The sequence below is a fragment of the Micromonospora sp. NBRC 110037 genome (assembly GCF_001652995.1).
Taxonomy (GTDB): domain Bacteria; phylum Actinomycetota; class Actinomycetes; order Mycobacteriales; family Micromonosporaceae; genus Micromonospora; species Micromonospora chalcea.
In genome coordinates this window covers 1-23270 of the sequence record NZ_BBVA01000013.1, presented here as the reverse complement: position 1 = coordinate 23270, position 23270 = coordinate 1, and the positions used below count along the sequence as shown (strand labels likewise).

20 protein-coding genes, 2 tRNA genes, 1 rRNA gene and 1 pseudogene are annotated in these 23270 nt (G+C 72.9%); 14 read left to right on the top strand and 10 right to left on the bottom strand.

The window, feature by feature from the left end:
- Positions 1 to 9: 9 nt before the first annotated feature.
- Both A4R25_RS28010 and A4R25_RS28005 read right to left on the bottom strand, forming a co-directional pair.
- Positions 10 to 384 (bottom strand): hypothetical protein, encoded by a 375-nt coding sequence (locus tag A4R25_RS28010; RefSeq protein WP_043328934.1) that lies wholly within the window; start codon positions 382 to 384, stop codon positions 10 to 12.
- A 145-nt stretch (positions 385 to 529) separates the two neighbouring features.
- A complete protein-coding gene (locus A4R25_RS28005) occupies positions 530 to 1750 on the bottom strand; it encodes a GNAT family N-acetyltransferase (protein WP_231915656.1) in 1221 nt (406 codons plus the stop codon).
- A 98-nt stretch (positions 1751 to 1848) separates the two neighbouring features.
- Here A4R25_RS28005 and A4R25_RS28000 point away from each other — a divergent pair, with 98 nt between their 5' ends.
- Positions 1849 to 2391 carry a hypothetical protein gene (locus A4R25_RS28000; RefSeq protein WP_064448639.1) on the top strand — a complete coding sequence of 181 codons (543 nt, stop codon included), beginning with the start codon at positions 1849 to 1851 and terminating at the stop codon, positions 2389 to 2391.
- Positions 2392 to 2442: 51 nt separating this feature from the next.
- Here the strand turns inward: A4R25_RS28000 and A4R25_RS27995 are convergent, their stop codons facing one another.
- Positions 2443 to 2922 carry a hypothetical protein gene (locus A4R25_RS27995; protein WP_064448638.1) on the bottom strand — a complete coding sequence of 160 codons (480 nt, stop codon included), beginning with the start codon at positions 2920 to 2922 and terminating at the stop codon, positions 2443 to 2445.
- 235 nt (positions 2923 to 3157) lie between these two features.
- Here A4R25_RS27995 and A4R25_RS27990 point away from each other — a divergent pair.
- A pseudogene (locus A4R25_RS27990) lies at positions 3158 to 5119 on the top strand (propionyl-CoA synthetase); the annotation flags it as partial.
- A 44-nt stretch (positions 5120 to 5163) separates the two neighbouring features.
- On the opposite strand, the gene A4R25_RS27985 reads toward A4R25_RS27990, so the two are convergent.
- A complete protein-coding gene (locus A4R25_RS27985) occupies positions 5164 to 7284 on the bottom strand; it encodes a M14 family zinc carboxypeptidase (protein WP_064448636.1) in 2121 nt (706 codons plus the stop codon).
- A gap of 77 nt (positions 7285 to 7361) precedes the next feature.
- Positions 7362 to 10325: an Hsp70 family protein gene (locus A4R25_RS27980; RefSeq protein ID WP_064448635.1), complete on the bottom strand. Its 2964-nt coding sequence runs from the start codon at positions 10323 to 10325 to the stop codon at positions 7362 to 7364.
- Between the two features lie 130 nt (positions 10326 to 10455).
- Between A4R25_RS27980 and A4R25_RS27975 the strand changes: the two genes are divergently transcribed.
- Positions 10456 to 11103, top strand: coding sequence for an MOSC domain-containing protein (locus tag A4R25_RS27975; RefSeq protein ID WP_043328945.1), 648 nt, complete (start codon positions 10456 to 10458; stop codon positions 11101 to 11103).
- A 7-nt stretch (positions 11104 to 11110) separates the two neighbouring features.
- Here the strand turns inward: A4R25_RS27975 and A4R25_RS27970 are convergent, their stop codons facing one another.
- A complete protein-coding gene (locus A4R25_RS27970) occupies positions 11111 to 11620 on the bottom strand; it encodes a hypothetical protein (RefSeq protein ID WP_064448634.1) in 510 nt (169 codons plus the stop codon).
- A gap of 83 nt (positions 11621 to 11703) precedes the next feature.
- Between A4R25_RS27970 and A4R25_RS27965 the strand changes: the two genes are divergently transcribed.
- The 3 genes from A4R25_RS27965 (at position 11704) to A4R25_RS27955 (ending at position 14376) form a co-directional block, all read left to right on the top strand.
- Positions 11704 to 12732 (top strand): questin oxidase family protein, encoded by a 1029-nt coding sequence (locus A4R25_RS27965; RefSeq protein ID WP_373888021.1) that lies wholly within the window; start codon positions 11704 to 11706, stop codon positions 12730 to 12732.
- A gap of 15 nt (positions 12733 to 12747) precedes the next feature.
- A complete protein-coding gene (locus A4R25_RS27960) occupies positions 12748 to 13173 on the top strand; it encodes a nucleoside deaminase (RefSeq protein ID WP_064448632.1) in 426 nt (141 codons plus the stop codon).
- 228 nt (positions 13174 to 13401) lie between these two features.
- Complete coding sequence (locus tag A4R25_RS27955; RefSeq protein WP_064448631.1) at positions 13402 to 14376, top strand: S9 family peptidase; 975 nt, start codon at positions 13402 to 13404, stop codon at positions 14374 to 14376.
- Positions 14377 to 14395: 19 nt separating this feature from the next.
- Here the strand turns inward: A4R25_RS27955 and A4R25_RS27950 are convergent, their stop codons facing one another.
- A complete protein-coding gene (locus A4R25_RS27950) occupies positions 14396 to 14593 on the bottom strand; it encodes a hypothetical protein (protein WP_064448630.1) in 198 nt (65 codons plus the stop codon).
- A 164-nt stretch (positions 14594 to 14757) separates the two neighbouring features.
- Positions 14758 to 14831: transfer RNA gene (locus A4R25_RS27945), tRNA-Gly, on the bottom strand.
- A gap of 265 nt (positions 14832 to 15096) precedes the next feature.
- On the opposite strand from A4R25_RS27945, the gene A4R25_RS27940 reads away from it, so the two are divergent.
- The 5 genes from A4R25_RS27940 (at position 15097) to clpX (ending at position 19679) form a co-directional block, all read left to right on the top strand.
- Positions 15097 to 15170 (top strand) — tRNA-Pro (locus A4R25_RS27940).
- Between the two features lie 149 nt (positions 15171 to 15319).
- Entirely contained in the window at positions 15320 to 16666 is a 1347-nt protein-coding gene (gene tig, locus A4R25_RS27935) for a trigger factor (RefSeq protein WP_043328957.1), read from the top strand.
- A 175-nt stretch (positions 16667 to 16841) separates the two neighbouring features.
- A complete protein-coding gene (locus tag A4R25_RS27930) occupies positions 16842 to 17483 on the top strand; it encodes an ATP-dependent Clp protease proteolytic subunit (protein ID WP_013288035.1) in 642 nt (213 codons plus the stop codon).
- A gap of 14 nt (positions 17484 to 17497) precedes the next feature.
- Positions 17498 to 18160, top strand: coding sequence for an ATP-dependent Clp protease proteolytic subunit (locus A4R25_RS27925; RefSeq protein ID WP_013288034.1), 663 nt, complete (start codon positions 17498 to 17500; stop codon positions 18158 to 18160).
- Between the two features lie 226 nt (positions 18161 to 18386).
- On the top strand, positions 18387 to 19679 hold the full coding sequence (clpX, locus tag A4R25_RS27920) for an ATP-dependent Clp protease ATP-binding subunit ClpX (RefSeq protein WP_018786885.1): 1293 nt from the start codon (positions 18387 to 18389) through the stop codon (positions 19677 to 19679).
- Positions 19680 to 19702: 23 nt separating this feature from the next.
- Here clpX and A4R25_RS27915 read toward each other — a convergent pair whose 3' ends face one another.
- Positions 19703 to 20326, bottom strand: a complete 624-nt coding sequence (locus A4R25_RS27915; protein ID WP_064448675.1) for a helix-turn-helix domain-containing protein — start codon at positions 20324 to 20326, stop codon at positions 19703 to 19705.
- A gap of 41 nt (positions 20327 to 20367) precedes the next feature.
- On the opposite strand from A4R25_RS27915, the gene A4R25_RS27910 reads away from it, so the two are divergent.
- Both A4R25_RS27910 and A4R25_RS27905 read left to right on the top strand, forming a co-directional pair.
- A complete protein-coding gene (locus tag A4R25_RS27910; RefSeq protein ID WP_064448629.1) occupies positions 20368 to 21201 on the top strand; it encodes an EamA family transporter in 834 nt (277 codons plus the stop codon).
- A 39-nt stretch (positions 21202 to 21240) separates the two neighbouring features.
- Entirely contained in the window at positions 21241 to 22038 is a 798-nt protein-coding gene (locus A4R25_RS27905) for a carbon-nitrogen hydrolase family protein (RefSeq protein WP_064448628.1), read from the top strand.
- 6 nt (positions 22039 to 22044) lie between these two features.
- Here A4R25_RS27905 and A4R25_RS27900 read toward each other — a convergent pair whose 3' ends face one another.
- Positions 22045 to 22266 carry a hypothetical protein gene (locus A4R25_RS27900; RefSeq protein WP_013288029.1) on the bottom strand — a complete coding sequence of 74 codons (222 nt, stop codon included), beginning with the start codon at positions 22264 to 22266 and terminating at the stop codon, positions 22045 to 22047.
- A gap of 652 nt (positions 22267 to 22918) precedes the next feature.
- Here A4R25_RS27900 and A4R25_RS27895 point away from each other — a divergent pair.
- Positions 22919 to 23270 (top strand): 16S ribosomal RNA (locus A4R25_RS27895); the annotation flags it as partial.

The following is a 23270-nucleotide window of genomic DNA, read 5'->3' as shown; positions in this document are numbered from 1 at the left end:
CCGCCGGGCTCACCGCCCGTTGCGGGGCAGCTCCTCGCGGGGCACCCAGTTGCGCCGGATCAGCACCACCCGCTCCTCCGCCGCGGCGAGATCGTCGTCGGTGGGGCGGGCGGCGTCCCGTGCCCGCAGCGCGGCGGTGACGCTCACCTGCGACGAGCCGGAGCCGACCAGCCCGCGCAGCCCGCGCTCGCCCTCCTCGGCGGTCGGGGCGGCGCGGCGTCCGCGCGGCTCCGGCTCGCCCGGCCGGCCGCCGCGCGGGGCCCGGGGCGTCACGTCGTCGTGTACGGGGGCGGTGCTGGCCGTGGTGCCGTCGGCGCTGTCGGCCGGGGCGCCGGCCTCGCCGTGATGCCGTAGCCGCCGTCGCCGTCGCTCCGCCTCACCCATCCCCCGACCGTACCGCCCCCGACCCACCCGCGCCCGGGGTCGCGCCCGCGTCCGCGCCCGCGCGATCATGAAGTTGGCCGGGACGAAACGGACGGTTCACGCCGCCAACTTCATGATCGACGGGGAAAACGGGCGGGGCGGGCGGTCAGAAGACCTCCATGGGGGAGGGGGCGCGGTACCAGGTGAAGGCGGGCGTCAGCGCGGTCAGCGTGTCCGGGAGCAACTCCCGGACGCGGCCGGCGGCGGCCAGCGCGTACGGGTTCGCGCCGCCGAGGTACAGCTCACCGAGCGCGCGTACGTCACACGCCAGCCCGGCCGGTGCGGTGGTGGGCGTGCACTCCGCCCCGTCCGGGCCGCCGATCAGCCGCCAGCGGCCGGTGTTCTCCTTCAGCAGCTCGTCGGTGACCTCGATCACCACGTCCACGTCAGCGGCGTAGCGCCGGGCGGCGAGCGCGGCCGGCACGTCCACCACCCGCACCCAGAGCGCGTCGGCGAGATGCGGGGAGAGCTGGCGGGGTTCGTCCACCAGCCGCAGCAGCGGCTCGTCCAGGGCCGCGATCGGGAACGACAGCCGCCGGGTCAGGTCGACCGAGAGCAGCAGGCGCCACAGCGCCGTGTACGCCTCCGGCGTCAGCGCCACCACCTCGCCGACCTGCGTCTCGGCCTGCGGGCCGGTGGCCGTCGAGCTGTCCTTCGTCCGGTAGAGCGCGTACCCGTCGAGCCCGCCGGGGCCCTCGTGCAGCAGCACCCGGCGTTCGGTGGCGCCGCCCCGGTGCGCCTTGAGGTCCGCCAGCAGGTACGACCACCAGCGCTCGTCGCGGCGGGACCAGCCGGGGCGGTCGGCGCGCGCCTGCTCGTACAGCCGGGCCAGCTCGTCCCGGCGCGCCTCCGGACGGTCCAGACGCAGCCTGCCCTCGGCGGGCGCCGGGGCGGGCAGGCGCAGCCCCGTGGTGTCCACGGACAGCATGTACCGCGGTGCCGCCGACCCGTAGCCGAAGCGGGGATAGATGCGGCCCTCGCTGGCCCAGAGCACCGCGATCGGTTCCCGGCCGGCGTCGCGGACGTCCCGCAGCTGGCGGTGCATCAGCGCGGTGAGCAGGCCGCGCCGCCGGTGCGTCGGCGCGACAGCGACCATCGTCACGTGCGCGGCCGGCACGTTCGCGCCGGGTACGGCCAGTTCGCGGCTGAACGCGGCGGCGTTTGCCACGATCGTTCCGCCGTCGCGGACCAGTAACGACCGGTCCGGCTCGAAGATCGGGCGTTCGAGCGCCTGCACGTCGGGGTCCAGATCGCCGTGGAAGGCCAGCGCCAGCAGCGCCGCGATGTCGTCGAAGTCCTCAGCTCGGGATACCAGCACGTCAGTCACGGCACGTGTGTATCGCACCGCGATGGGGGTCGGCACCCTATTTGCGGGCTGGCTACCCTCGGAAGCGAGGCCGGGATCGGCCGAGGGGGAGGACGAGGATGGCGGACGAGACACAGCCGTGGGCCGAGCGCACCGTGGAGGTGCCGCCCCAGCCGGGGGTGGTGCCCCCGCAGCGGGACGCGTTCCAGCGCGGGGTGGCGGCGGTCGGTCAGCCGCGCACGCGGCGTACGCCCCGCACCGAGCAGTTCCCCACCGTCGAGCAGCACGGCGACTGGGCCGGTGAGCCGGCGCCGCGCCGGCCGATGAGCTGGCATCTCGCCCAGGCCCGCAAGGGCGGGGAGCTGAGCGCCGCCGGGGCCCTGTTCGCGTTCGTCTGCTGGGGCATCTGGGCGATCTCCGGGCGGGGCAACCTGATCGCGCCGCTGCTCACGTTCGTGCTCAGCCTGCTCACCGCGGTCGGCCTGTTCGCGCTGGCCCGGCTGCTGGGCCGGCTGATCCTGGAACGGCAGCTCGGCCGGGTGCGCCGCAGCGCCAAGGGTGCTCACCTGGTCACCGCGTTGTTCCTGGTCGGCGTGGGGGTGGCGTACCTGCAGCAGACCGAGTGGGTGGTCTCCGCCTGGAACTGGGTGACCGGCGTCTAGGTGACTGTCGTCCGTCCGGCGCGCGCCGGACGGACGACAGGGGCGTCGGCGTCAGAAGGTGGTCGGTGCGCCGGCCGTCTTGCAGGCGGCGTTGATGTCCTTGCTGGCCTTCTCCATGGCGGGGTTGTCGGCGGCGGTGCCCGGGTCGGCGGCTGAGCCCGCCTTGGCGGCCTCCGCGGCGAACTCCTTCAGGGCGGTGGCCGTCTTGCCGTCGCCGGCGGTCCCGGCGAGCTGGGTCACCCGGTCACCGAGCTCGGTCAGGATCGCGCCGGTCTGCTTCGTCAGGTCGCCGCCCGACTGCACGGCGGTCATGAGCTTCGCCCGCATGTCCTTGTTGATCTTCTCTGCGGCGGTGCAGAGTTCCTTGTCGCTCACGGCGGCCGCCGACGGCGAGGGGGCAGCCGACGAGGGGGCGGCGGAGGCCGAGGTGGCCGCCGGCCCGGCCGTGGTCGAGGGCTTCTCGTCGCCGCACGCGGCGAGCCCCAGCACGGCACAGGTCAGGAGGATCGGCAAGATCCGATTGGTTTTCACGCCTGCGCACGCTAGTCGACAGCCGTCGTCGATCAAACTCGGTTTGCCCCGGGATGCGCGGGCGGGCGGCATTCGCGCCGCCCGCCCGCGTGCCCGGCCGCGGTACGCCGCGACACCGGTCGTCTCTCCACCAGGACCGTGCTGGGTTACCCCGCCCCACGGGCTTCATCCGTCGCCCGTTGGGCTGAGCGGCCACCGCCCACCGCCGTGAGCGGCCGTTCAGCGAGCCGGGCCGTGCTTCCGGCGCACCGGACCCGTCCGGCCGTCGTGTCGGCGGTGCGCCGCGGCGCAGCATGACGGTATGGGCGCGTATCGATCAGCGTACGAGCGGAGCATCGCCGACCCGGCCGGTTTCTGGCGGGACGCGTCGGCCGACATCGACTGGGTCATCCCGCCGGAGCACATCCTCGACGAGGAGGCGGCGCCGCTGTACCGCTGGTTCCCCGACGGGGTGCTGAACACCTGTCACAACGCGCTGGACCGGCACGTCGCCGCAGGGCGTGGCGACCAGCCCGCGTTGATCCACGACAGCCCGGTGACCGGCACGGTCCGCACGCTCACCTACGCCGAACTGCTCGCCGAGACCGCCCGGTTCGCCGGTGCGCTGCGCCGGCTCGGCGTCGGCCGGGGCGACCGGGTGCTGCTCTACCTGGCGATGGTCCCGGAGGCGGTGATCGCCATGCTGGCCTGCGCCCGGATCGGCGCGGTGCACTCGGTGGTATTCGGCGGCTTCGCCGCGCACGAGCTGGCCGTCCGGATCGACGACGCGCGGCCGAAGGTGGTGGTGGCGACCTCCTGCGGCATCGAGGCCGACCGGGTGGTGCCGTACCACCCGATCCTGGCCGCCGCGCTGGACGAGGCCGGGCACGCGCCGGAGCGGTGCGTGGTGGTGCAGCGCCCGCAGGAACCGGCGCCGCTGGTGCCGGGCCGCGACCTGACCTGGGCCGAGGTGATGGCGGACGCGGAACCGGCGTCGTGCGAGCCGGTGGCCGCCACGGACCCGCTCTACGTCCTCTACACCTCCGGCACCACCGGCCGGCCCAAGGGCGTGGTGCGGGACAACGGCGGGCACGCGGTGGCGTTGCGCTGGTCGATGCGCAACGTCTACGGCATCGAGCCGGGCGAGGTCTTCTGGGCCGCCTCCGACGTGGGCTGGGTGGTCGGCCACTCCTACATCGTGTACGCGCCGCTGCTCACCGGCGCGACCACCGTGCTCTACGAGGGCAAGCCGGTCGGCACCCCCGACGCCGGGGCGTTCTGGCGGGTCGCCGCCGAGCACCGGGTGGCGGCCCTGTTCACCGCGCCCACCGCGATCCGGGCGATCCGCCGCCAGGACCCGGACGGCGCGCACATCGACCGGTACGACCTGAGCGCGCTGCGTACCCTCTTCCTCGCCGGTGAGCGGCTGGACCCGGACACCTGGGCCTGGGCGGGGCAGCGGCTCGGCGTACCCGTGGTCGACAACTGGTGGCAGACGGAGACCGGCTGGCCGGTGGCGGCCAACCCGCGCGGCCTGGAGCCGCTGCCGATCAAGCCGGGGTCGCCGACGGTGCCGGTGCCCGGCTACGACGTGCGCGTGGTCGACGGCGCGGGCCGGGACGTGCCGCCCGGCACGGACGGCTCGATCGTGATCCGGCTGCCGCTGCCGCCCGGCTGCCTGCCCACGCTCTGGGGTGACGACGAGCGGTTCGTCCGCTCCTACCTGTCGACGTTCCCCGGTCACTACCTGACCGGTGACGGCGGCCGGTTCGACGAGGACGGCTACCTGTACGTGATGGGCCGCACCGACGACGTCATAAACGTGGCCGGGCACCGCCTGTCCACCGGCGCGATGGAGGAGGTCCTGGCGACGCACCCGGCGGTGGCCGAGTGCGCGGTGATCGGCGTGGCCGACGCGCTGAAGGGGCAGGTGCCCAGCGGGTACGTGGTGCTCAAGGCCGGCGCCGACGTGGACCCGGACGCGCTCGCCGCCGAACTGGTCGCGCTGGTCCGGCAGCGGATCGGCCCGGTGGCCGCGTTCCGCCGGGTGACTGTGGTGCCGGCGCTGCCCAAGACCCGTTCCGGGAAGATCCTGCGGCGCACCATGCGGGGCCTGGTCGAGGGGCGCGACGAGCCGGTCCCGGCGACCATCGACGACGCGGGCGCGCTCACCGTCTTCCGCGACCTCGGCGCCGCGGACCGGGACGGGCAGGGCTGACGCGGTCCCCGGCCGGACTTCCACCGGCCGGGGACCGCCTGCCCTCAGCGCCGGACCGGGTTGCTCGCCGCGTAGTCGCGGGCGACGCGGACCAGCTCCACCAGGCCGCCGGCGTACTCCTGCGCCTCGCCGTGCGCCTCGTCGAACGGCGGCTGGAAACCGACGCCCTCCCACTGGCCGGTGGCCTCGTTCCACCTGTCGTTGCCGACCTCGAAGTCCCAGGCGAAGATGCCCAGCTCGTAGTAGAGCTGGTCGGCCGAGTTGCCGGCCGCCGAGTAGAGCACGTCGGCGACCGGGCCGGTCTGCGACGGCCAGGTGACGGTGCCGCGCTCGGCCGCGATGGCCCCGACGATGCGCCGGGCGCTGGCCAGGAACAGCGTAGACTCGTCGATCGACGGGCGCGGCAGCGTCACCCGCCCGTCGGCCTTGTACGCCCCGGGCGGCCACATGAAGTAGCCGCCGTACGAGTGCACGTTCATCGCGAACTTGATGTTCGGGTGCGCCTTGGCCAGGTCGATCACGTTGCGGCTCTCCGGCTCGGACAGCTCCGCCGTGCCCGCGTAGTTGCCGGCCAGGCAGTTCGTGCTCGCGCCCACGTACCCGTCGAACAGGGATCCGACCGTGTAGTTGCGGTTGACGTCGACGCCCCACATGTTCCGGTACTTCGGGTCCCGCGCTTCACCGGCGCAGTGGTTGACCAGGTTCTTGCGCTGGAAGTTGTAGTCGTGGAACGAGTAGTTCGCGCCGTCCGGGTTCACCGTCGGGATGACGAACACGTCCACCTGCTCCAGCAGCTTGCGGGTCGCCGCGTCGGTGCGGGCGTTGGCGAGCAGCCGCTCGGCGAACTCCAGCGTGACGAGCGGGGTGGCCCACTCGCGGGCGTGCTCCTGCGAGTACGCCAGCACGCCGATCCGGGAGCCGTCACGGTGTTTGCCGATGCGCAGTGCCTGCACCGTCCACGGCCGGGCCGGCACCTCGGTGCCCTGCAACCCGTCGTCGAGGCGTACCGGCCCGGTGACCGGCATCGGCAGCCCGGCCGAGCCCTCCTCCACAGTGGCCCGGAAGCGGGCGCCGCGCGGCGCGTTGATCAGGGCGGCCACGTCGTCGGTGGTGCTCGTCACCTTGCCCGCCCGGTCGGTGGCCAGCGAAATCGTGAGCACCCGGTCCCGGTAGCGCATGCTCAGCGGCCGGTTCGGCCGGCCCGGGTCGACGGTGCGTACCTGCACGCCGTTCATGCCCTGGTCGCCGAAGCGGACCGACTCCACCACCACGGCGGCGGCCGCCGGGTCACCCAGGTAGGCGGCGGCGTTGCGGCGGTAGCCCTGCGTCTTGTTCGGCAGGTCGATCACGTCGACCAGGTCGCGGTACTGGCGGCCGAGCCGGGCGATGCGCGCCTTGATGTCCACCGGCGTCAGGTACGCGTCGATGAAGTCCTTCTGGTAGCCGGCCGGCTGCGGCGGCGGGGAGGCGTTCGGCCAGAGCGACGGCGTGACCGGCCGGCTCGTCCCGCCCAGGCTGGACGTGGCGGTGAACTGCACGGGCCGGCCGGGCGCCGGCTGCGGCAGCGCGTAGTGGTACTGGTATTCGCCCGAGTCCTCGAAGCGGTACAGCGGGAACGAGCCGGTGGCGCCGTCGGCGGTACGCCAGGTGACGGTGATCTCCACGTCGGGGTCGTCGCTGGCGGTGGTGGCGACCTGCGCCTGGACGAACGTCCGCCCGCCGGTGGTCCACCAGTACGCCTGGAGGAACTGGAGCGTGTCGACAGCGGCGGCGCCGCTCGCGCGCAGCCCGGCGCGGGTGCGCTCCTGGGCGGCGCGGCGGCTCTCGGCGATCCGCCGGGTGCCGTCGTCGGCCCGCTGTACGACCTGCAGGGCGGTCGCGCCCTGCCGGGTGAGGTCGGCGAGCTGCCGGCCGGTGAGGACCAGGTCGGCGATCAGCTTGCCGTCCCGCGAGCGGGGACGGTTGGCCAGGTCCGCGCCGCCGGCGACCAGGCGGTCGAGCTGCGCCCGGTCGGCGAGCTGCACGCGGACCAGCGCGGTCTCGGTGGGGGCGAGGGTGAGCGCGGGGGCGGCCGGCGCGGCGGCGCCGGGGCCGGGATGGGACAGGACAGCGGCGATCAGGATGCTGGTGGTGGCGAGCGCGGTCCACCGTCGTCGGACGAACACGGGGCCTCCTGACGAACGTCGATCTCTCTGCCGTTCACACCAGCCGAGGCATCGATCGCTGTCAAGCTCACTTCCGGTCAGCCGGCGAACCGGTACAACCGGAACTCCTTCTCCGCGCCGCACACCAGCATCTCGGTGTTCCACGAGCAGGACTCGCTGCGGATCTGCTTGAGCTGCCCCATCTCGACCGGCTTGCCGTCCACCGCCGTGCCGGCGAGGACCCGGTCGTCCTCGTACGCGCTCGGCGCCTCGGAGAAGATCAGCAGGTTGCCGGCGTCCAGCCGGACCGCGAACCCGTCCCGGTCCCGCAGCACCTTCGCCGTGCCGTCCGGCGCGAACAGCGTCACCGCGTCCGGCGAGCCCTGCACGGCCAGCACGTGCTCACCGACCGGCACCAGCGACTCGGCGCCCGGCGCCGGCCACTGCCGGTTGCCCTCACCCTCGGTCGCCGCCACCACCCGGGTGCCGTCGGCGCCGCCGGCGGGCGTCTCCAGCAGGCACACGCGACGTTCCCCGCAGGTGACCAGATCCTTCACCCGGCCGCCCTGCTCCGGCGCCTCGTACAGCACGCCGGGCGTGCCGAGGCTGCCCAGGTCGTAGGAGAGCAGCCGCAGGCCACGGTCGTCCTCCGCCACGTACAGCCGGTCGTCGCGGGCGGCCATCGGGTCGTCGAGGCCGGCCACGTTGCCCCGGTCCTTGAGGACCTTTCCGCTGCGCAGGTCCAGGACCCGGACCGAGCGGTCCGCGCCGACCTGCACCAGCCGGTCCGCCTTCCCCGCCCACGGGGCGAGCGGCGAGCCCTCGGCGTCACCGGGCCCGTCCAGCGCCGCGCCGGTGCCGACCGGCAGCACCTTCGTACGGGCGTCGCCGTACTCGGTGCGCGGGTTGCGCCGCTCCCACCGCTGCCGGCCGTCGTCCATCCGCAGCCCGACCAGGCGCTCGCCGGCGCGGTCCACCCGGACCAGCGTGTCGGCCCCGAAGAACAGCGCGTCGTCGCGGCCCACGTCGGTCCGCCAGCGCTGCTCGCCGGAATCGCCGTCGAGCACCGCGAGCACGCGCGGAGTGCCGCTGCCGGTGGCGTCGCCGAGGACGAGCAGCCCGTCGGGCAGCGCCCGGATCCCCGCCCACCGCTGCGTGGCCGCGTCGGTCCGCTTCTCCCAGACCGTCCTGCCGGTGGCCGCCTCGACGGCCGTCACGTGGAGGTGGTCGTCGGGCAGCGAACGGGCCAGGTAGGCGCGCTCCCCGAGCGTCGCGGTGAACATCTGGCCCGGCCGCGTGTCACCGGCGGCCACCGTCCTCACCAGCTCGGCGGTGTGGAAGTCCAGCGCCGGGTGCCGGTCCCGGAACACCCAGAGCAGCACCGACGCCGCCACGGCGACGACCACGAGACCCGCGCCGAGCGCGATCCACCGGCCGCGCCGGGGCCGGCCGCCGCCGGGCCGGACACCGCCCGGAGCGGGGGAGAAAGGCGCCCCGGGTACGCCGGGACCGGGCCCCGCCGGCGGCCATCCACCGCCGGGCGGTGGCATCCCGGGTACGCCGGGTCCGGCGTGGTGCGCGGCGGGCGCTGCCCCCGGCGGCACGAAACCGGGGACGCCCGGAGTGCCGTCGTACCTCGGGTGCGGGACCGGACCTCCGGCGAGCGGCGTGCCGTCGTACCTGGTGGCGGGGGTCTGCGGGACGGGCCCGTCGGCGACCAGCGTGCCGTGCGGTCCGGCGGAGGCCGCGTCCGTACCGCCGAGCGGCGCGGTCGGGTTCGTCCTGGTCGCACCGGCGGGGACCGTGGCGGCGCTCGCCGTGCCGGCGTCGGTCCCGCCCGGCGCGGGCCCTGTCGGTTCGGGCTGCGTGGGCGCGGGCTGGGCGGACGCCAGCTGGACCGGCGCGGCCGGGCGGCCGGACCGGCGGGGCAGCGGCAGGTCGGTGAGCGCGCCCTCGGCGACCGGCATCTCCGGCTGCTCCAGCACCGTCGGCGCGATGCCCAGCTCGGCGTGCAGCAGCCGGGCCACCAGCGGCACCCGGGTCGACCCGCCGACCAGGAACAGGCCGCTGAGCTGCTCCGGTCGCAGCCCGGCGGCGGCGGTCACCTCCCGGGTCTCCGTCACCGCCCGGGCCAGCAGCGGCGCGGCGAGGCGTTCGAAGTCCTCCCGGGGCAGCGGCACCGCCGCCTCCACCCCCGGTACGGCCACCGGCGCCACCATGGCCCGGGACAGCATCTCCTTCGCGCCGCGCACGTTGTCCCAGAGCTGCTGGCGGTCCCGCCGCTCGGCGGTCGTCGTCGCCTCGGTCAGCCGGGCCCACTCACGCGGGTGGGCCGGGCCGACCAGCTCGCCGAGCCGCCCGAGCAGGGCCGCGTCCAGGTCCAGGCCGCCGAGGTCGGGAATCCCGCCGGTGGCGACCAGCTGGAAGCCGGAGTCGCCCCACGGGTCGGCGCCCTCGTTGCGCAGCACCGCCACGTCGAGCGTGCCGCCGCCGAAGTCGAACACCGCCACCGAACCGCCCACCGGCACCGGCCGGCGCAGCACCTGCGTGAAGTAGCGCGCCGCGGCCACCGGCTCGCGCAGCAGGCGGGTGCCGGGCGCGATCGGCCCGGCCAGCGTGTGCTCGGCCGCGGCCGGCCAGCCGGCGAGTTCCAGCGCGTCGTGCAGCACCTGACGGCGGGCCGGCGTCCAGGCCGCCGGGTGGGTGACCACCGCCGGGGGCAGCATCCCGACCGCCGCCACCGCCGCGTCCGCGACCGCGCGCAGCGTCGCGGCCAGCAGCTCCGCCGGCCGGTACGCCCGCCCACCCAGCTCGACGGTCTCCTCGTCGACCCGGCGCTTCGGGTTCGGCTCGTAGCCGGCCGGGTCGGCCTGCGCCAGGCGCTGCGCGTCCCGCCCGACGTGCAGGTGACCGTCCGCGTCGGCGTACACGCCGGACGGCAGGATCGGATGGCCGTCGACGAGCACCGGCCGGGTCCGCCCGTCCGGCCAGCGCAGCACCGCCACGGTGTTCGAGGTCCCGAGGTCCACGCCGAGGGCGAAACCGTCCTGCTGGCCTGCCATCCGCGGCTACCTCCACCACCCGACGAGGATGTCCGGCCCGCATCGTACGCAGGCCACGCCGCCTCGCCGTTCACCCGGCCCGGGGGAATGGACTGGCCCGTCCGGCCCTGCGCCGCATACCGTCGCCGTCATGAGGGTGATCTCCGTAAACGTGGGCCGACCGCAACCGAACCCGTGGAAGGGCATCGGGGCCACCGGCATCGACAAGCGGCCCGTGGACGGCCGGGTCGCCGTCACCGCGCCCGGACCGAAGGGCACCGGCGATGTCGGGCTGGCCGGCGACCGGGTCTACGACGTGGCCCACCACGGCGGCACCGACCAGGCGGTCTACGCGTACGCGCGGGAGGACCTCGACCACTGGGAGGCCGAGCTGGGCCGCCCGCTCGCCGACGGCAGCTTCGGCGAGAACCTGACCACCAGCGGGCTGGACGTCAACGGCGCGCTGATCGGCGAGCGGTGGCGGATCGGCCCGGACCTGGTGCTGGAGGTCACCTGCCCGCGCATCCCCTGCGGGACGTTCCAGGGGTGGCTGGGCGAACGCGGCTGGATCAAGCGGTTCACCGAGGAGGTACGGCCCGGGGCGTACCTGCGGGTGGTCACGCCGGGCAGCGTCGGGGCCGGAGACCCGGTCGAGGTCGTGCACCGGCCCGGCCACGACGTGACGGTGGCGCTGGTGTTCCGGGCCACGACGCTGGAGACGGAGCTGTTGCCCCGGCTGCTGGTGGCCGACGCGCTGCCCGAGGAGGACATGGCGCGGATCCGCCGCCGCCTGTCCTGACCGGCCGTCAGGGCTGTCCGCGTCCGGTCCGCCGCCTGGCCGCCACCACCAGCCCGGCGGCGGCGAGCGCCGCCACCGTCACGCCGCCGACGATCCACCAGGCAGGCGGTCCCGCGGCCCGCGTCCGCTCAGCCGTGGCGACGGACGGCGTGGTGGCCGCCGCCGGGCTCGACAGCTCGCGGATTCCGGCGCACACGCCGGTGGCGCCACCATACGAGTTCACCCGGTACCGGGTGCCGAGGCGGAAGGCGTAGCCGCAGGCGGCCTCGCCGGGCGAGACGCGCAGCGTGAGGCTGTTCCCGACCTGGGCGCCGCCCTTCTCGACGGACTCGACGGTGAGCCGGATCGCCCTGTCGGTCACCTGCGAGACGGTGCCGACGACGGTGCTGTCGGCGTTGGCGTCCTGTTCGGTGGTGGACCCGACGCACGAGCACGCCCACGCGGGTTTCGGGGGTGACATGACGACGACGAGGCCGAGAGCTGCCAGGGCGACGACAAGCAGGGCACGAAGTCTCATGGCCGCTTCGACGTCGTCCGATCCCCGCCGGTTCCGCGCCGCTTGACGTCAACCGGACTTCAGGTCGGACGCTTGCCGACGTGCTGAACTCCGTACTCGACGAGGCGTACGAGCGCGTACGCCACACCGGTCCCGAGCGCGACGGGTGGCTGTCCAACCACGTGCCGATGGCCGCGGAGGCGCTGGTGCGCCACGGCCACGGGCGGGCGGTGCACCGCTGGATCGACGCGTACGCCGACCGGCTGGAGGAACGCCCGCGCGGCATCCGGCGTATCGCACCCGCGGAGTGGCGCGACCCGCTCGGCGACCCGGTGCGTAGCGGCGACTGGCTCGACTTCTTCGACCGAGAGCTGGCCGGCGAGCCGTGGCGCGACGTGCTGGCCCGGTGGTGGCCGCGCCTGTTGCCGGGCATCGCCGCCGGCGCCACGCATGGCGCCATCCGGGTCGGCCACGCCGTACGCGCCCTGCTCGACGCCGAGACCGGACCGCGGGTCACCGAACTCGGCCACGGGCTCGCCTACTGGGCCGCCCGCTGGCAGCCACTCGCGCCGCCAGGCACCGGACCGTACCCGGTGACAGACGCGCGGTCCGCGCTCGACGCGGTGCCGCGCGTACCCGACCAGCGGTTCGGCATCCGGTCCCGCCTGGCGCAACTGGCCGACCTGACCCGGTGGCCGGCGGTGGCGGCGGCGGTGCCCGGCGAGGCGGCCGACGACGCGCCCACCCGGCTCGCGGCGGTCGTCGACGCCGCCGTGCAGCGGCACGGCACCCACGGGTACGCCGCCCCGGTCATGCTCGTACACGCGGCGACCGCGCCGAACGCCGTGCTGCGGACGCTGCCGGCCCTGCCGCCGGCGCTCTGGCGGCCGAGTCTGGCGGCCGCCTGGGCGGCGACCGCCGCCGTCACCGCCGCCTACGCCCCGGTCGAGGCTCGTGCCCTCCCACCGGCCGCCGGGCCGGAACTCGGCGAGGCCATGGCGCGTGCGCTGGACACCGGGGACGCGCACGCGATCAAATTCATCGACACCCTGAGCGATGCGTACGCCCGCAGCGGTGACCCGGTCCTGCGCGCCGTCGCCGCCCGATCCGTCGAGCAGATCGCCGCCGACTGACCACCAGGAGAGCCGATGACCCCCGACGACGAAGCGTTCCTGCGCCGCGCCGTGGAACTCGCCGACCGGGCCGGCGCGTCCGGCGAGCGGCCGTTCGCGTCGCTGCTGGTCGGCGCGGACGGTGCCGTCCTGATCGAGGACCACAACACGGTGGTCTCCGAACGGGACGTCACCGCGCACCCGGAGCTGAAGCTGGCCCGCTGGGCCGCCCGGCAGCTCGCCCCCGAGGCGGCGGTCGCCACCACCATGTACACCAGCTGCCAGCCCTGCCCGATGTGCACTGTGGCGATCAACGCATCAGGCCTCGGCCGGGTCGTGTACGCGCTGTCCACCGAGCAGTTCGAGCAGGTCAAACCGGCCACCCCGGCACCGCGCCCGGTGCGGTACGACGGACCGGCGCTGTTCGACGAGGCGCGCCGGCCGATCGAGGACCACTACTAGGCCATCGGCGCCGATCGGGTGGAGATGGCGGCTCGCCGAGCCGGTGTGGCCCATCTGACCGGGGGCTCGCTCCGGCGCTGCTGACCAAGGTCGACGCGACTGAGCTGCTTCACAGCCAGGCGTTCGGAACGGGCACGAGATGGCGGGAGACCCGCCGGCCGTACGGCTGGCCCGTCACCGTCGCCTGAGGACGCGGGCGGGTGGCAGGCACCCCGTACGGTCGGCGGGGTGTTGTTCGAGCCGGTGACCGCGGAGTTCTCGTTCCTCGACGACGGGAACGAGCTGGTCGGCGACTTCGTCCGGCCGCCCTGGCCGGGGCCGTACCCGGCGGTGGTCTTCGTCGAGGGTTCCGGTCCTGGTGGCCGCGACCAGGGGTCGTGGCAGACGAGGCTGGCCGCAGCCGGCTTCGCGAGCCTGGCCTACGACAAGCCCGGTTCCGGAGCGTCAACGGGTGACTGGACCCGTCAGACCATGACCGACCGCGCCGACGAGACCGTGGCAGCGGTCCGGGCCGTGCGGAGCCGCGCGGACGTGCTGTCCGGCGCGGTCGCGCTGATCGGCGGCAGCCAGGGCGGCTGGGTGGCTCACCTCGCGGCGGCCGCTGACGACGGGATCGCGGCGGTGGTGACGGTGTCGGGTCCGGGCGTGAGCGTACGGATCCAGGAGGAGTACCGGCTCCGCCACCAACTCGCGGCGGAGGGCTTCAGTGACACGGACATCCAGCAGGCGCTTCTCCTGCTACGCGACCAGATCCGGCGGGTCCGGTCGGGCGACGACCCGGCACGCGTGCACGCCGCGCAGGCGCACTGGCACGGCGCCCCCTGGTATCCGATGCTCGCCGGGACGACACCCGAGTCCATCGCGTTCATCGCGGGCATCGCGGACTACGACCCCGCCCCGGCACTGGCGGCCCTGCGCTGCCCGCTGCTGGCGATCTTCGGCGCGGACGACCTGCTCGTGCCGGTGGAGGCGAGTGTCCGCGCGATCAGCAGCGCCCTCGACGACGCGGGCCACGCCGATCACACGACTGTGGTCTTCCCCGGCGCCGACCACAGCATCCGCGTCTACACGGGCGACGGACCCGCGCAGGTGAAGGAGGGTCGCTACACCCCTGCCGAGCGGGCGCCGGGCTTCGACGAACTCGTCGTCACCTGGCTGCGGCGCCGCCTGCCGGCGACCGACCTGGGGTACGCGGCGCGCTGATCGCGGCATGGGCGGGTGCTCACGCGGGGAACCACCTCCACTGCCCCTCGGAGACGACCTCGACGGCGCTCAGCCCGACCCAGACGGTGTCCCGCAGCGACGGCATGAGGTCCGCCAGCCCGGACTGCCGCATCCGGTGGACCCAGTGCTCCTCGCCGATGTTCGGTAGTGCTGACAGTTCGAGTACGCCCAGCGGCCTCCTGCGCGTAGCGGTCATGACGCTCTGCCCGGTGTCCGGAGATCGGTGCGCAGGAATGCTGACCGGATCGGTAACGAAACCCGTCGCTGTCGACCGGGGGCTGCGGATGGTCGCAAGATCCGCCCCACGCAAGCGAAAGGCCCAGGTGCCGCAATCATGCGGTCTGCCTGGGCCTTCGTGGGTGGAGCGGGCGACGGGAATCGAACCCGCACCGTCAGTTTGGAAGACTGAAGCTCTGCCATTGAGCTACGCCCGCGAGCGCCCCACCACAGCAGGGCGCGCCGACAGCGTACCCAATCCGGGTTGGCGCCGCGAAGCGCATACCCCGCGCTCGCCGCGGACCGTCAAGATCCACACCACCTCGGCGAGGTGGCGCCTTCCCGGGCCCTCGGACCCAGCCACTTCCCCGAACTGGCGGCCCGGCGGCGGCGCGGCGGCGGCCCGGCGGCGGCCCGCCGACCGCCGCGCCGCGCCCCGGTCACCCGCGCGGGGGACCGGACGGCATACACTCTTCGTCGCCACGGGGTGTGGCGCAGCTTGGTAGCGCACTCGCTTTGGGAGCGAGGGGCCGTGGGTTCAAATCCCGCCACCCCGACTGTCGTTCGCGACCGGATCGTCCCGGGAACCGCCGGTTTTTTCCGCGCGGTGCCCGGGCCCTGCCGATGCCGTCGGCCGGCTCGCCTACACTCGATGCGCGCAATCACGCCCCAGAATCAACACCCAGATCCGTCAAGGAGTACGCCTGTGAAGAGCACCGTCGAGACTCTGAGCCCGACGCGCGTGCGGCTCGCCATCGAGGTGCCGTTCGTCGAGCTCGAGCCGAGCCTCAAGAAGGCGTACCGGGAGATCGGCCAGCAGGTCCAGGTTCCCGGCTTCCGCCGGGGCAAGGTTCCCAGCGCGGTGATCGACCAGCGGGTGGGCCGGGGGACCGTCCTCAACGAGGCGATCCAGGAGGCCATCCCGCAGAACATCCTCGCCGCGGTCCGGGAGCACGACCTGAAGACGCTGGGCCGTCCCGAGGTCGACATCACGGAGTTCAACGACGGCGACTCGCTCAACTTCACCGCCGAGGTGGACGTCCGGCCGGAGATCACCCTGCCGGACCCGGCCACCATCGAGGTGACCGTCGACGAGATCGAGATCGCCGACAGCGAGATCGACGAGCAGATCAACAGCCTGCGCGAGCGCTTCGCCACGCTGAAGACCGTCGAGCGGGCCGCCCAGGAGGGCGACTTCGTGCAGATCGACCTGAACGCCACGGTCGACGGCGAGGAGGTCCCGGGCGGTTCGGCGAGCAACATCTCGCACGAGGTGGGCAGCAAGCAGCTCCTGCCGGGTCTGGACGAGGCGCTGGTCGGCCTGGCCGCCGGCGACAGCACCACCTTCACCACGCAGCTCGTCGGTGGCGACTACGCCGGCCGCGACGCCGACGTGGCGGTGACCGTCCGCACGGTCAAGGAGAAGGAGCTCCCCGAGCTCAACGACGACTTCGCGCAGATGGCCAGCGAGTTCGACACCATCGACGAGCTGCGCGGCGACCTGCGGGAGCGGATCACCCGGGGCAAGCAGGTCGAGCAGATCTACGCCGCGCGCGACAAGGCCCTGGAGCAGATGGTGGCCGCCGCCGAGGTGCCGGCGCCCGAGGGCGTCGTCAAGGAGGAGGTCGAGAGCCGCAAGGCCGCGATGGTCGACCAGCTCGAGCGCATCGGCGCCTCCCTGGAGGAGTACCTCGCGGCGGAGGAGAAGACCGAGGAGCAGATCGACGCCGAGCTGACCGAGGCGGCGACCGACGGCGTCAAGATCCAGCTCCTGCTGGACACGCTGGCCGACGCCGAGGACGTGCAGGTCTCCGACGACGAGTTCGGCCACGAGATCGTGCACCGGGCGCAGCGCGCCGGCATGGCCCCGCAGCAGTACTACGACCAGCTGGTCCGCTCCGGCGCCGCCGCGGCCGTCTTCGGCGACGTCCGCCGGGGCAAGGCGCTCGCCGCGGTGATGGAGAAGATCAAGATCAAGGACTCGGCGGGCAACGAGGTCTCCCTCGACGCGCTGCGGGCCCAGAACGAGGCCGAGCACGACCACCAGCACTGACCGTCGGGGGTGTCGGCCGCCGTCCCGCGCTGTGCGCCGGGAGGCGGCCGAAACCCTTTCCGGGGTACGCCGTGCGGGTGACTGCGCTGAGAGCGAACAGTGCCCCGACCGGGAGTACGCCTCCCGGCTGAGCGGTTAGTGTCGGGTAGGACGGTACGGAGAGCGAAGGGCTGCCATGACCGACATGCACATCCCCAAGAAGTCGCTCCGGGTGAACGAGGCCCGCGGTGGCGACTCCATTGGCAACCTCGACGACTCGGTCTACAACCGGTTGCTCAAGGAACGGATCATCTTCCTGGGCAGCGAGGTGAACGACCAGGTGGCCAACCGCATCTGCGCGCAGCTCCTGCTGCTCGCCGCGGAGGACCCGGACCGCGACATCTTCCTCTGGATCAACTCGCCGGGTGGCTCGGTCTACTCCGGCATGGCGATCTACGACACCATGCAGTACATCGACAACGACGTCTCGACAGTGGCGATGGGCATGGCGGCCTCGATGGGCCAGCTGCTGCTCTGCGCCGGCACCAAGGGCAAGCGTTACGCCCTGCCGCACGCGCGGATCATGATGCACCAGCCGTCGGGTGGCCTCGGCGGCACCGCGTCGGACATCGCGATCCAGGCCGAGCAGATGCTCTACACCAAGCGGATGTTCCAGGAGCGGGTCGCGTTCCACACCGGCCAGTCCCAGGCGCAGATCGAGGCGGACTCGGACCGTGACCGTTGGTTCACCGCCCAGGAGGCCATGGACTACGGCTTCATCGACAAGGTGATCATCGGGGCCGCGCAGGTTCCGGATGGCGCCGGGACCCTGAGCTGACCGAGGAGCTGACGATGACCGACCTGAGCCTGCCGCCCCAGTTCGCGGCCGTGCACAACCGCTACGTCCTGCCGTCGTTCGTCGAGCGCACGTCGTACGGGATGAAGGAGTCCAACCCGTACAACAAGCTCTTCGAGGACCGGATCATCTTCCTCGGCGTGCAGGTGGACGACGCGTCGGCCAACGACGTGATGGCCCAGCTGCTGACGCTGGAGGGCACCGACCCGGACCGCGACATCATCATGTACATCAACTCGCCCGGTGGCTCCTTCACCGCCATGACGGCGATCTACGACACCATGCAGTACGTCCGCCCGGACATCCAGACCGTCTGCCTCGGGCAGGCGGCGAGCGCGGCGGCGGTGCTGCTCTCCGCGGGCACCCCGGGTAAGCGGATGGCGCTGCCCAACTCCCGGATCATCATCCACCAGCCGGCCACCGAGGGCGGCTACGGCCAGGGCTCGGACATCGAGATCCAGGCGCGGGAGATCCTGCGGATGCGGACGCAGCTGGAGGACATGCTGTCCCGGCACTGCAACCGCCCGATCGAGCAGGTTCGCAAGGACATCGACCGTGACAAGATCATGACGGCCGAGGAGTCCAAGGAGTACGGGCTGGTCGACACGATCCTGACCAGCCGCAAGAAGGGTCTGCTGGCGTCGCACGCCGCGGGCTGAGCCACGTGTGGTCGGAGGTCGGCCGGGGTATCGTTCCCGGTCGACCTCTGACACACCGGTTTTGGGGGTCGGAGAAAACCCGGCCACCGGGTAACGTCGGGTCTGTACCGCTCCGCCGGTCGGATCGGTGGAGCCGACAGCATGGTGGAACGACAGGACGGACGGGCGCTCCGGCGCTCGCAGGTCAGGGCCGGCGTTCCGGCCGATGAGTGCAGGGAGAACGTAGGTGGCACGGATCGGTGACGGCGGCGACCTACTGAAATGCTCGTTCTGCGGCAAGTCGCAGAAGCAGGTCAAGAAGCTCATCGCGGGCCCTGGCGTCTACATCTGCGACGAGTGCATCGATCTCTGCAACGAGATCATCGAAGAGGAGCTGGCCGAGTCCGGCGAGGTGAAGTGGGAAGAGCTTCCCAAGCCGATGGAGATCTGCCAGTTCCTCGACAACTACGTGGTGGGTCAGGAGCAGGCCAAGAAGGCGCTCGCCGTCGCGGTCTACAACCACTACAAGCGGATCCAGGCCGAGGCCGCCGGCGCCCCGGGCTCCGGCACCGACGGCGTGGAGCTGGCCAAGTCCAACATCCTGCTGCTCGGCCCGACCGGCTGCGGCAAGACCCACCTGGCGCAGACGCTCGCCCGGATGCTCAACGTCCCGTTCGCCATCGCGGACGCCACAGCGCTCACCGAGGCGGGCTACGTCGGCGAGGACGTCGAGAACATCCTGCTGAAGCTGATCCAGGCCGCCGACTACGACATCAAGCGCGCCGAGACGGGCATCATCTACATCGACGAGGTCGACAAGATCGCCCGCAAGTCGGAGAACCCCTCGATCACCCGTGACGTCTCCGGCGAGGGCGTGCAGCAGGCGCTGCTGAAGATGCTCGAAGGCACTGTCGCCAACGTGCCGCCGCAGGGCGGGCGCAAGCACCCGCACCAGGAGTTCATCCAGATCGACACCACCAACGTGCTGTTCATCTGCGGTGGCGCGTTCGCCGGGCTCGACCAGATCATCGAGGCCCGCACCGGCTCCGGCGGCACCGGCTTCGGCGCCCGGCTCCGGTCGGTGTCCGAGCGGTCGACCGACGACATCTTCAGCCAGGTCATGCCGGAGGACATGCTGAAGTTCGGGCTGATCCCCGAGTTCATCGGCCGGCTTCCGGTGATCACCAACGTGCGCAGCCTCGACCGCACCGCGCTGGTGCGGATCCTGACCGAGCCGCGCAACGCGCTGGTCCGGCAGTACCAGCGCCTGTTCGAGCTGGACGGCGTCGAGCTGGAGTTCGAGCAGCCCGCGCTGGAGGCCATCGCCGATCAGGCCATGCTCCGCGGCACCGGCGCCCGCGGCCTGCGGGCGATCATGGAAGAGGTGCTCCTCTCCGTGATGTACGAGGTGCCGAGCAACCCCGACGCGGCCCGGGTGCTGATCACCCGCGAGGTCGTGCTGGAGAACGTCAACCCGACGATCGTGCCCCGCGAGTTCACCGGCCGGCGCCGGCGGGACCGCGAGGAGAAGTCGGCCTGACCGCCGTCGCGACCGCGCCCGGGTCAGCTCGGGCGCGGTCCGCGTGAACGGGTCCGCCGGTCCCACTCGCCCGACGGGGTGACCACCACCATCATCAGGCGCACCGGCTCGTCGCCGGCCGTCCGGTAGCCGTGCTCCCGGTCGGCGTGGAACTCGACCGTCTCGCCGGCGCGTACCTCGTGGTCGACGCCGTCGACGGTGACCGTCGCGGTTCCGTCGAGCACGTGCAGGATCTCCCGGGTGCCGTGGGCGTGGTCGGGGGAGCGCAACGTCTCTCCGGGTTCCATCCGCCAGTCCCACAGCTCGACCAGGTCGGGTTCGCCGAGCCCACTGAGCAGACGCGCCAGGCCGCCGTGCGGGCCGCGCCACAGCACCGGCGCGTCATCGGCAGCGCTGACCCGTACCGTGCTCTCCTCGGCCGGCTCCAGCAGCCGGGCGATGCTGACGCCGAACGCGTCGGCGACCCGGCAGAGCGTGCCGATGCTCGGGTTGGTGCGGGCACCCTCGATCTGCACGAGCATGCCCTTGCTGACGCCGGACCGGCCGGCCAGTTCCTCGAAGGACCAGCCGCGGGCGGCTCGCAACTCATGTACCTGCCGGGCGACCGCTGAGGTCACCGCGCCGACCCGTCCGCTTGCGTCGGTCATCACACTGTCCTTCACGGTCACTATTATGGTACGACTGCGATGTGCTCCCCATTGTCCTCGCCGCCGTCTCGGCGCTCGCCTTCGGCACGGCCGACTTCTCCGGCGGCAAGGCGTCCCGATGGGCCGACCCCATCGCTGTCACCGTCGTGTCGCAGATGCTCAGCCTTCCGCTGCTGGTCGTGCTCGTACTCGTCGTGCCCGGCACCCCGAGCGCCCTCGACCTGGGCTGGGGGCTGCTGGCCGGGGTGGCGGGCGCGGGCGGCGTCATGCTGCTCTACCGCGCGCTGGCCACCGGCGTCATGGCCGTCGTCGCGCCGGTCACCGCGATCACGGCGGCGATCGTGCCGATCGTCGCCGGCCTGGTCCTCGCCCATTCCCCGGGCGCCGTGGCGCTGGGCGGCGCCGGGCTCGCCGTGGTCGCCATCGGGCTGGTCAGCCTGGGGGAGCGCGGCGCCGCACGCCGCGTTTCCGGCCGCGTCCTGGCCATGGCACTCGCCGCGGGACTGCTCTTCGGCGTCTTCTTCGCGCTGCTCGGCCAGGCCGACGAGAGCGCTGGCATGTGGCCGGTTCTGGCGGTACGCGTCAGCTCCGTCGCGTTCGGCGTCGCGCTCGCCGCGCGTACCGGCACTCGCCTGCGCCTCGGGCGGCGGGTGCTCGGCTGGGCCGCGGCCGCCGGCCTGCTCGACTCGGCAGCGAACGCGCTCTTCCTCGCCGCCGCCGGACGCGGCCACCTGAGCGTGGTGGCCGCCGTCGCCTCGCTCTACCCGGCGAGCACCGTCCTGCTCGCGCTCGCCGTCGACCGGGAACGGCTCCGGCCGGTGCAACTGGCCGGACTCGGCTTCGCCGCCGCCGCGCTCGTGCTGTCCAGCGTCTGAGCCCTGTCGCGCGCCCGCCTGCGCCCGTACCCTCGGGTCATGCGCGTCGCCGTCTGCCAGCTCAACGCCCGCGACGACCGGGCGGCGAACCTCGCCGCCGCCGAGGCCCTGCTGGTCAGGGCCGCGGCGGCCGGCGCCGACCTCGCCCTCCTTCCGGAGTACGTCGACTACCTCGGCCCCGACGACCGGATGCCCCCGGCGGAGCCGGTCGACGGCGAGGTGGGGCGGTTCTTCGCGGCGGTCGCCCGGCGGCTCGGCATGTGGGTGATCGCCGGCTCGTTCCACGAGGCCGGGCCGGACCCCGCGCACACCTGGAACACCTCGCTGGTCTTCGACCGCGAGGGCGCGCTCGCCGCCGCCTACCGCAAGATCCATCTGTACGACGTGGAGATCCCCGGCCGCGTCTCCTACCGGGAGTCGGCAACCGTCGCGCCCGGGGAGAAGCCGGTGGTGGTCGACGTCGAGGGCCTGCGGGTGGGCCTGTCCATCTGTTACGACCTGCGGTTCCCCGAGTTGTACCGGCAGCTCGCGACCGACGGCGGCGCCGAACTGCTCGTCGTGCCGGCCGCGTTCATGATGCACACCGGGCGGGACCACTGGGAGGTGCTGCTGCGGGCCCGGGCGATCGAGAACCAGTGCTTCGTGGCGGCGGCGGGCCAGACCGGTGACCACGACCCGGGCCGGACGTGCTTCGGCCGGAGCATGGTGGTGGACCCGTGGGGGACGGTGCTGAGCCAGGTCGCCGACGGTCCGGGACTGGCGGTCACCGAGATCGACCTGGAGCGGCTGCGGACGATCCGCGCCGAGCTGCCCAGCCTGGCCAACCGCCGGCTCTGACCGCGGTCAGCCTCCGAACAGCAGGCCCAGGGCGGCGATTCCGGCGATCGCCGCCGCAGTGACCAGCAGGGCGGTGGTCATCCGGGAGGGGCCGCGCCGGGCCAGGCGTCTGATCGACAGCACCAGTACGGCGAGCACGACGGCCCCGATCACCAACTGCCAGAACGGCAGCAGGAGGCCGAGCAGAGCGTCCTCGGCGACGGCCGGGACCGGGGACGGGTCATCCATGCCGACCACTCTGGCACGGGGCCGCCGCCGGGGGATCCCTTCCGCGGGTGCTTTCCGGCCGGCATCGGCTGCGCGCGCTCCGCTCGGGCAATGACGATCATTGATTTGCCTTCCACGGCCGGTCCGCGTAACTTTCTCTCTGCACGCGGGAGGCCGGGGCAAACCGGCCGAGAACGGGCGCCAGGCTGGTGGCGGCGACGCCGAGCCAGACTGAGATTCGGGCGGTGCTCGACACTCCGGGACATGGAGTTGCGAAGGCGAAGCCGACCGGGTAGAGTTCGAAAGTCGGCAGGGAGCCGGGCGGGTGGTCGCGAAAGCGACGCCGGCCGGTCCGCCGAAACCCACGAGAGCCACGAACGCCGGAAACGGCGAGCGTCAGCGTGGGTCTGGTCGAACCAAGTTGATCACCTCGGACACGAGGTTGACGACGAACGTGAGACCGAGTAGGTTGGAGAGGTTGCCCCAAACGGGGGCTCCGCGGTGCGGGGTTTCTGGTTGGTGTGTGGTTGTTCTTTGAGAACTCAACAGGGTGCTTGTAAAGCCAGTGCCAATTGTTTTATACCCCGGACTGGTGGCTGTTCTTTGGAATGGTTGCTGGTTGGGATTCCTTTGGCAACACTTTTGTTGCCAGGATGCTGTTCGACAAAGATTTTTGTTGGAGAGTTTGATCCTGGCTCAGGACGAACGCTGGCGGCGTGCTTAACACATGCAAGTCGAGCGGAAAGGCCCTTCGGGGTACTCGAGCGGCGAACGGGTGAGTAACACGTGAGCAACCTGCCCCAGGCTTTGGGATAACCCCGGGAAACCGGGGCTAATACCGGATATGACCTTGCACCGCATGGTGTTTGGTGGAAAGTTTTTCGGCTTGGGATGGGCTCGCGGCCTATCAGCTTGTTGGTGGGGTGATGGCCTACCAAGGCGACGACGGGTAGCCGGCCTGAGAGGGCGACCGGCCACACTGGGACTGAGACACGGCCCAGACTCCTACGGGAGGCAGCAGTGGG

What these genes read in the sequence shown, in the direction of transcription:
- A4R25_RS27915 (WP_064448675.1), bottom strand. Translation starts at nt 20,326, where the DNA reads ATGACCGACGCAAGCGGACGGGTCGGCGCGGTGACCTCAGCGGTCGCC.
- A4R25_RS27925 (WP_013288034.1), top strand. Translation starts at nt 17,498, where the DNA reads ATGACCGACCTGAGCCTGCCGCCCCAGTTCGCGGCCGTGCACAACCGC.
- A4R25_RS27905 (WP_064448628.1), top strand. Translation starts at nt 21,241, where the DNA reads ATGCGCGTCGCCGTCTGCCAGCTCAACGCCCGCGACGACCGGGCGGCG.
- A4R25_RS28000 (WP_064448639.1), top strand. Translation starts at nt 1,849, where the DNA reads ATGGCGGACGAGACACAGCCGTGGGCCGAGCGCACCGTGGAGGTGCCG.
- A4R25_RS27900 (WP_013288029.1), bottom strand. Translation starts at nt 22,266, where the DNA reads ATGGATGACCCGTCCCCGGTCCCGGCCGTCGCCGAGGACGCTCTGCTC.
- A4R25_RS27960 (WP_064448632.1), top strand. Translation starts at nt 12,748, where the DNA reads ATGACCCCCGACGACGAAGCGTTCCTGCGCCGCGCCGTGGAACTCGCC.
- A4R25_RS27980 (WP_064448635.1), bottom strand. Translation starts at nt 10,325, where the DNA reads ATGGCAGGCCAGCAGGACGGTTTCGCCCTCGGCGTGGACCTCGGGACC.
- A4R25_RS27930 (WP_013288035.1), top strand. Translation starts at nt 16,842, where the DNA reads ATGACCGACATGCACATCCCCAAGAAGTCGCTCCGGGTGAACGAGGCC.
- A4R25_RS27970 (WP_064448634.1), bottom strand. Translation starts at nt 11,620, where the DNA reads ATGAGACTTCGTGCCCTGCTTGTCGTCGCCCTGGCAGCTCTCGGCCTC.
- A4R25_RS27950 (WP_064448630.1), bottom strand. Translation starts at nt 14,593, where the DNA reads ATGACCGCTACGCGCAGGAGGCCGCTGGGCGTACTCGAACTGTCAGCA.
- A4R25_RS28010 (WP_043328934.1), bottom strand. Translation starts at nt 384, where the DNA reads ATGGGTGAGGCGGAGCGACGGCGACGGCGGCTACGGCATCACGGCGAG.
- A4R25_RS27975 (WP_043328945.1), top strand. Translation starts at nt 10,456, where the DNA reads ATGAGGGTGATCTCCGTAAACGTGGGCCGACCGCAACCGAACCCGTGG.